This is a genomic window from Micromonospora sp. NPDC047753 (assembly GCF_040642735.1).
GTDB lineage: Bacteria > Actinomycetota > Actinomycetes > Mycobacteriales > Micromonosporaceae > Micromonospora.
Map to the genome: position 1 here is coordinate 1 of NZ_JBEYSL010000360.1, position 7,274 is coordinate 7,274.

The 7,274-nt window shown below is 69.9% G+C and carries 7 protein-coding genes and 1 pseudogene; 4 read left to right on the forward strand and 4 right to left on the reverse strand.

The features are described from left to right. The 3 genes and pseudogenes from ABZ749_RS25305 to ABZ749_RS25315 all read right to left on the reverse strand — a co-directional run. Positions 1 to 452: pseudogene (locus tag ABZ749_RS25305) on the reverse strand (acetyltransferase); the annotation flags it as partial. A 157-nt stretch (positions 453 to 609) separates the two neighbouring features. Continuing rightward, positions 610 to 1,809 carry a low temperature requirement protein A gene (locus ABZ749_RS25310; RefSeq protein WP_357231981.1) on the reverse strand — a complete coding sequence of 400 codons (1,200 nt, stop codon included), beginning with the start codon at positions 1,807 to 1,809 and terminating at the stop codon, positions 610 to 612. A gap of 114 nt (positions 1,810 to 1,923) precedes the next feature. After that, the gene (locus ABZ749_RS25315; RefSeq protein ID WP_357231984.1) at positions 1,924 to 3,465 is read right to left on the reverse strand and encodes an NAD(P)/FAD-dependent oxidoreductase; all 1,542 of its coding nucleotides are present in this window, start codon (positions 3,463 to 3,465) and stop codon (positions 1,924 to 1,926) included. Positions 3,466 to 3,689: 224 nt separating this feature from the next. On the opposite strand from ABZ749_RS25315, the gene ABZ749_RS25320 reads away from it, so the two are divergent. The 4 genes from ABZ749_RS25320 (at position 3,690) to ABZ749_RS25335 (ending at position 6,721) form a co-directional block, all read left to right on the forward strand. Further along, positions 3,690 to 4,643, forward strand: a complete 954-nt coding sequence (locus ABZ749_RS25320) for an AraC family transcriptional regulator (RefSeq protein WP_357231987.1) — start codon at positions 3,690 to 3,692, stop codon at positions 4,641 to 4,643. A gap of 86 nt (positions 4,644 to 4,729) precedes the next feature. Continuing rightward, the gene (locus tag ABZ749_RS25325; RefSeq protein WP_357231990.1) at positions 4,730 to 5,113 is read left to right on the forward strand and encodes a MerR family transcriptional regulator; all 384 of its coding nucleotides are present in this window, start codon (positions 4,730 to 4,732) and stop codon (positions 5,111 to 5,113) included. Beyond that, positions 5,092 to 5,439, forward strand: coding sequence for a thioredoxin (gene trxA / locus ABZ749_RS25330; RefSeq protein WP_357231993.1), 348 nt, complete (start codon positions 5,092 to 5,094; stop codon positions 5,437 to 5,439). Before ABZ749_RS25325 ends, trxA begins: the two co-directional genes overlap by 22 nt. A gap of 178 nt (positions 5,440 to 5,617) precedes the next feature. Beyond that, positions 5,618 to 6,721, forward strand: a complete 1,104-nt coding sequence (locus tag ABZ749_RS25335) for a glycoside hydrolase family protein (RefSeq protein ID WP_357231996.1) — start codon at positions 5,618 to 5,620, stop codon at positions 6,719 to 6,721. A gap of 1 nt (position 6,722) precedes the next feature. On the opposite strand, the gene ABZ749_RS25340 is transcribed toward ABZ749_RS25335, so the two are convergent. Then, on the reverse strand, positions 6,723 to 7,274 hold a 552-nt coding region (locus ABZ749_RS25340), incomplete at its 5' end, for an NAD(P)-dependent oxidoreductase (protein WP_357231999.1).

The following is a 7,274-nucleotide window of genomic DNA, read 5'->3' on the forward strand; positions in this document are numbered from 1 at the left end:
GACGCCGGCAGGGGTGTGCCGGTCCAGGAGCAGCGAAGTCGCTCCCCCCGCTCGACCAGCCCGGCGAGGCGAGCGGCCGTCATGGGCGCCCGCACCACGGCCAGCACCTCGGGCCGACGCCGCCAGTGCGCCGGCAGGGCGGCGTAGTACAGACCGGGACCGCCCAGCGCCTCGTGGGCGGCGCGCAGAAGCTCGGCGCCCACCTCCGGCTCGGCGTCCAGATCGAACCGTTCCAACCACGGGGCACCGACCGCACCCGGGGGAAGGAGCCAGGCGGCACGGCCCACCAACCGCCCGGCGCGCAGCGCGACCCAGGTGTTCTCGGGCCGGTAGCCGCCGCCGGCGATCCCGTCGGCGTACGCGACCTGGCGCAGTTGGGGCAGCGGATCAGGCATGGAGTCGAACAGGTTTTCCTCGCCCGCGACGAGCGGACGGATGACCAGATCAGTCATGGGTTGGTCCTCCGGGAAGCGCGCGCCCCGGGTCAGATCCGCGCGGACGCCGGAGCGCGGAGGGGGCGCAGAACATCGGACATTGTTCTGACCTCCTTCCAGCTCGACGGCGTGCCCGACGACCATATGCGCAGGGGTCGCCGGCCGCAATGGATTGTCACAGCGTCGGGTTGGTCTGCGCCCCACGCTTGTGGGCTCGCTGGTCGTACACGGTGATGCCGGCCAGGATGATCGCCGCGACGGCCGCGACGGCGATCGGCGGGAGCAGCACCATCGGCGGGGCCGCCACGAGCAGCGCCACCGCGCCGAAGTACAGCGCCCGACACCGCGGCGCGGTTCGGGTTTCCTTCTCCAGGGTGCTCCGCCCGATCAGGAACAGCACCGGGCCGCCGAAGATGATGGCCACCAGAGCCCAGTCGATCGGCGGGTGCGGATCCTCGATGACCTGTCCGAAGCCGACGGCGGTGCAGATGATGCCACCGACGATCAACAGCAGGCTGTAGCTCGCCCACCGGGACAGTTGGATCCCCTCCCCGCTCGGCGTCGAGGCGGAACCGGATCTGACGTGGTAGAAGTAGATCCGCCAGAACGAGACGACCGCCACGAACGAGGCGACGAGGGCGATGGTTCCCTCGGTGGTGAAGCCCGGGAAGCTGACCGCGGCGCCGGCTTCGAGCACCACCTCGGCGAGGGCGATCATGAAGAACTGGTTGTACCGCTCGGCGAGATGCTCCTGCGAGACGGTGACCCGCAGGCTGGTGAGCTGTCGCCGGCCCATCCGGGGCAGGGGGTAGGTGGTGGCGGCGCCGATCAGCTCGATGGCGAGCGCGAGGGTCCAGAAGACGCCTCGGCCGAGACCACCGCTGATGCCGCCACTGATCCAGAGGACGCTGGACGCCAGGTGCCAGGTCAGCACCCGCAGCGAGAACGCCTGACCCGCGTGACCCCGCAGCGCGAACACCAGGAAGAGCGGTCGGCCGACCTGGATGATCACGTAGGTGCAGGCGAATATCACGCCGCGTTGGCCGAATGCCTGTGGCAACGTGACAGCCAGCACCAGCGTGCCGAACATCGTCGCCAACAGGACGGCCTGCAGATCGGGGCGCCGGGGGTCGTAGGTGCTCGCCAGCAGGGCGTTGAGCGACCAGATCATCCACATCGCCGTGAAGAAGAGGACGGTCTGGCCGGCCTCGGACAGCAGTGTGTGCCGGACGATGGTGAGGTCGTCGGCGACCCGCCCGGCGAGGCGGGCCAGCGCGAAGACGTAGACGATGTCGAAGAGCAGTTCCAGGACGGTCGCCGAGCGGGGGCTCCTGCTGTCCCCGAGCCCACGGAAGAACTCGGTGCGCGTCAGCACGGACGGCGGGACAGCTCAGCCGGCCAGGGTCGTCGAGACGGGCGCACCACTGTGGTGGCCCCGTTCCGCTGCCATCGTCCCCGAGCCTCCCTCGCCGACCGGCCCACCTGATACCTATCTGCGTATTTTATCCATCTTCATCGGGTCTCCGTCGCTGATGGCGGATACCGGGTCGGCGGTACGCCGGATCATCTGTGCCGTCACCCTGCGGTACGAGCCCGGGTCGACGGGAAGCAGCCACTGTCGGGCCCGGGTCAGCGGGCCGACGTTGAGCCCCAGCTCGTCGAGCACCTCGTCGACGTTGTGCATCGAGAACGGGATGATGTTCGTGCCGCGAGCGTGCCGTCCGTTGGTGCGCTTCGTCATCCAGAACAGTCGGGCGCGCACCTCGTCGCGCATCTGGACCTCGGTCGGCAGTGTGATCCCTCCCCGCAGGTACGCGGCCGTCCAGACCGCCGCCATCTCCGCGCTGAGCGGGCTGAAGAACGACGAGTTGTAGCCGGCGAACGTCAGCCGCGGCACGCCGATCGGCAGGATCTGCCGGTGGAGCATGAAATTGCCGGCGTCGTCCTGGAGCCGGGCGTGCAACGCGTCGTCGAAGAACGGCACGTGCTGGCGGAAGCCCGTACCGCAGATCACCAGGTCGGCGGGGAGCACCGTGCCGTCGGCCAGGCGCGCGGCGGGCCGGCCACCGTCGACCAGCAACTCGGTGATCACCTGTTCCCGGTGTACGGCGATGCGGCCGTCGGTGACCCGCTCGAAGAAGCCCTCGGTGGCGAGGCTGACCGTGCTGCGGGCGATGTCCTCGAAGCTGCCGTTGGGCACGAGACCCAGCTCGCGCAGGTTGAACTGCCGGGTCGCGACCGAGCCGACGCTGTCGACCATGCGTTGGCGCAGACCGTTCCCCGGGCCGTGCAGGAACCGCTCGAAGCCCTTCAGGTGCAGGTAACGGAAGAGCGCCTCACCCATCCGGGTGAGCAGCAGGTACTTGTAGTTGAGCGCTCCACCGAGCTTGCGGGGCATCTTCCAGAGCAGTTCGCGCGCCACCACGTGGGTCTGGGCGGCGACCTCGCTCACCGGGACCGCCACGTCGCAGGACGACTTGCCGTACCCGACCACGAGGACGTTCCTGCCCCGGGCGGCCTCGATGTCGTGGAACTCCCCCGTCGCCAGTACGCGCCCTCCGGCAGCCGCGAAGCTCGCGTGCCCGTCGAAGGACGGGACGACCGGGTCGGAGAAGATGCCGTTGGCGACGATCAGGTGGTCGTACCGTTCCACGGTCAACGGGGCCGGGGCGCCCGCCGGCCGCGAGGTGACCAGCCACCCGGTCTCGTCGTTGACCAACTCGGCCGAGGCGACCTCCGTGGACAGGCGCAGCGCGCCGGCCAGCCCGAACTTCTCCACGTAGCTCTCCAGGTACCGCTGGACCTGCTCACCCGACGGCCACTGCGGGTAGTCGGCGGGCATCGGCAGGTCGGAGAGGTGGTAGGTGCCCTTGTCGTTCTGGGTGTGCAGGCCGGGGTATCGCCGGGTACGACTCCACACCCCGCCGACGTCGGGCGCGCGCTCGAACACTGTGACGTCGAATCCGCTCTGCCGCAGCACCTTGGCTGCGCTCACACCGGCGAATCCGGCACCGACGACGGCAATCCTCATGATCTCCTCCGAAGGACGTACGAACCGTGCCGGCGCTGACCGCCCGCGGTGCTCGCACGCTAGCGAGCAGGCCGCGAAGGTCGCTATCCGCTCGACGCGGGCGCTGTCCGCCGTGCGCAGCCGGACCCTTTCCCTGTCGGGTCGACGGCTTTCGGATCTGGTCCGGCCCGATCACGCCTTACGGTCAGCGCGACGGGACGCCCGGGAGGTGTCGGATGGATGCGGTGACGGTCCGGACGGAGGACGTCGACCGGGCTCGCGCCGAGGTGGGTCGGGTCTTCTGTCCACACCGGCTCACTCCGCAGGCGGGTGTGCACGCCGTGCAACTACGGATGGCGGCTCGCCGGGCGGGCGGGGTGGGCGTCATCGACCTGGACTACGGGCAGGCGGTGCGCATCCAACCGCCAGCGCTGGAGACCTTCTACCTCGTCCAGATCCCCAGCGCCGGCAGCACGATGGTCCGGCACGCCGGTCAGACAGTGACCTCGACCCCCGACGTCGCCTCGGTGCTGTCCCCGTACGACTCCTCGGACATGCGGTGGTCCGAGGGATCACCCCACCAGATCTTCTACGCCGACCGGCACGCCGTCGACCGGGAACTCGCCCGCCTGCTGGGCCACCCGGTGGACGACCCGGTCCGCCTCGACGTCGGCATGCTCATGACCACGCCGAGCGCGCAGGCGTGGGCGCGCGGGGTGGCGTTCCTCGCCGACGAGCTGTCCCAGCCGGCGGACGCGTCCCTGTTCGACCACCCGCAGGTGGCCGCCCGCTTCGAACAGGGGCTCATCGGCAAGCTTTTGCTGGCCCATCAGCACAGCCACTCCCACCTGCTGGCCGAGCCGGGCCAGCACGCCCACCCCGGGCGTCTCGTCCGCCGGGCCTGCGCCCTGATCTCCGAACACCACGGGGAGGCGCTGACCGTCGGTGACGTCGCCGAGGCGCTACAGGTGAGCGTACGGACACTTCAGGACTGCTTCCGCCGTGAACTGCAGATCACCCCGACCGCGTACCTGCGGGCGTGCCGACTCGACGCGGCGCACCGCACGCTCCGCTCGGCCGCGCCGGGGGCGTCCGTGACGACGGTTGCCCTGCAACACGGCTTCGTGCACCTCGGTCGTTTCGCGACCGAGTATCGGAGCCGCTTCGGCGAGACGCCGTCCACGACCCTGCGTCGGTGACGAGGGTCGCCTCGTACGGTCGGCCCTTGCCTTGACGCTGACGACAAGGTTTAGCGTGGTCACGACGGGCCGATGGAGGAGGTTGGATGCTGATCGGCGAGCTGGCTGAGCGGGCCGGCACGAGCCCTCGCACGCTGCGCTACTACGAGGCGCACGGATTGGTACGGGCGCAGCGCTCCCCCAACGGCTACCGCGACTATGACGAGTCGGAGCTACGCGTCGTGCGGGAGATCCGGGCGCTGCTCGACGTCGGGTTCGGCCTCGACGATGTCCGGCCGTTCGTCGCCTGCCTCCGGGCCGGCAACACGTCCGGTGACGTCTGCCCGGACTCGGTGCTGGTGCTGCGGCGCAAGATCGTCGAGGTCGAGGCCGTCATCGACCGGCTCGGCGCGGTGCGCCAGCAACTGCACAGTCAACTCACTCAGGCGATCGCACATCGGGAGAAGACATGCCCCAGGAGACGCAAATAGGCTCGCTGGTCACCGTCACGGACGACACATTCGCGGAGCTGGTGCTGAACAGCGACAAACCCGTGGTCGTTGATTTCTGGGCGGACTGGTGTCCCCCCTGCAAGGCCATCGAGAAGAGCCTCGCCGAACTGGCCCAGGAGTTCGGTGACCGGATGGTCGTGGCGAAGCTCAACTCCGACGAGAACCCCGGGGCGACCCGTAGCTACCGGGTGATGTCCCTGCCGACGCTGCTCGTGTTTCGTCAGGGCGTGGTCGTCGGCTCGACAGTGGGGTCCAGGCCGAAGACGCATCTGCGAGAGACCCTGACCGCGCAGGCCGGGTGGTAACGGCCAGCGGTGCGCCCCGGGGGTCGGCTCCAGACGTCCAGGGTTTCGCCCGAGATCATCAGCGGTGGAAATCGTTATCCCGGTGCGGCCGGCCAGTCTCCTGAGGGGAGGCAGGTGACGGATCTTCCGTCATCGTCTCCGTCAGTCAGCGGTACGACCGAACGAGGGAGTCGAGACGATGCGCGCAACCGGCCAGGGTGAGGCGGACGCCGCGAGGGGGAACCGGGGCGTCCACGCGGAACCCCGACGCGGGATGCTCGGCCGCCTCCCGAACGGCGCGAGGCGGCTGCTGTGGCCTCTCCTCGTGGCCGCCGCTGTCGCCGTACTGGTGACGGGTGTGATCGTCGTGGTGCAGCCGACCGGGCCGACGCCCGCCCCGGCGGCGACGCAGGCGCTCGACGCGTCACCGTCCACGAGCCCGCTGCCGGGCACACCCGCCGCGACCACGCCCGCCGCCACGGCGAGCCCGACGGGGACGGCTCCCCCGTCGACACCGGCGGCGAAGCCGACATCCGGGCGTCCGGTCGCCCCGGCGGCCACCGCGGTGACCTCCAGGCGCAAGGGCGTCGGCGTGTGGACCTTCGACGGCGTCAGCCAGGCGTTGGCCAACTCCGGGGCGAGTTGGTACTACACCTGGGACGTGAAGCACCAGGGCGTCACCAGCCCGCAGGGCACCGAGTTCGTCCCGATGATCTGGGGGGCGAAGAGCGTCACCGCGAGCAACCTGCAACAGGCCAAGCAGAACGGCCGTTACCTGCTCGGCTTCAACGAGCCGGACCTGAAGGGCCAGGCCGAGATGACCGTCGAGCAGGCGCTTGAGCTGTGGCCGCAGTTGCAGGCCACCGGCCTGCCGCTGGGCAGCCCGGCGGTGGCCTGGGGCGGCGACCGGCAGGGCGAGTGGCTCGACCGGTTCATGGCCGGGGCCAAGCAGCGCGGCTACCGGGTCGACTTCATCGCCCTGCACTGGTACGGCGGCGACTTCACCACGGCCAACGCGGTCAGCCAGCTCAAGTCGTACCTCCAGGCCGTGCACGACAGGTACAACCTGCCGGTCTGGCTCACCGAGTTCGCCCTGATCGACTTCTCCAACGGCGTCCGTTTCCCCACCCAGGCACAGCAGGCCGCATTCCTCACCGCGGCGACGAAGATGCTGGGTGGGCTGTCCTGGCTTCAGCGGTACGCGTGGTTCGGCCTGCCCGCCACCGACAAGGACCAGACCGGCCTGTTCCGTACCGGCAGCGCCGCCACCGCCGTCGGTCGCGCCTACCAGGCGGCACGCTGACCTACAGCACGTCCACGTGGTCTCGCCAGGAGTGCCGCGGCTCGTAGCCCAGCACCCGGCGGGCCTTGTCGATGCTGAGCAGGGTCTCGTGCTCACCCAGTTCCTTGCGGATCTCGACGCCTGGGTAGACCTCGGCCATCAGGCTGGCGCTGGACCTGGTCATGACGGTGTCGGCGTTGGCGATGACGAAGACGTCGGCACCGGGCTGGTCGTGCGCGAGCGCGCGCTCGACCGCCTGGGCCCCGTCGCGTGCGTCGATGTAGCCCCACAGGTTCCACCGGCGCAGCTGCGGATCGGCGTCGAACGAGGGGAACGGCGCGTAGTCCTCGACGTCCATCACGTTGGAGAAGCGCAGACCCACCATGACCAGCTCCGGGTCCCACCGGCAGAAGTGCCGGGCCATCTCCTCCTCAAGTGCCTTGTTCAACGAGTACGTCGACTCGGGCCGGGGCGCGTACTCCTCGTCGACCGGCGCGTACGGCGGCGGCGTGTCGAACGGCAACCCGAGCACCGTCTCGCTGGACGCCCAGACGACCCGCTTGATCCCGGCCGC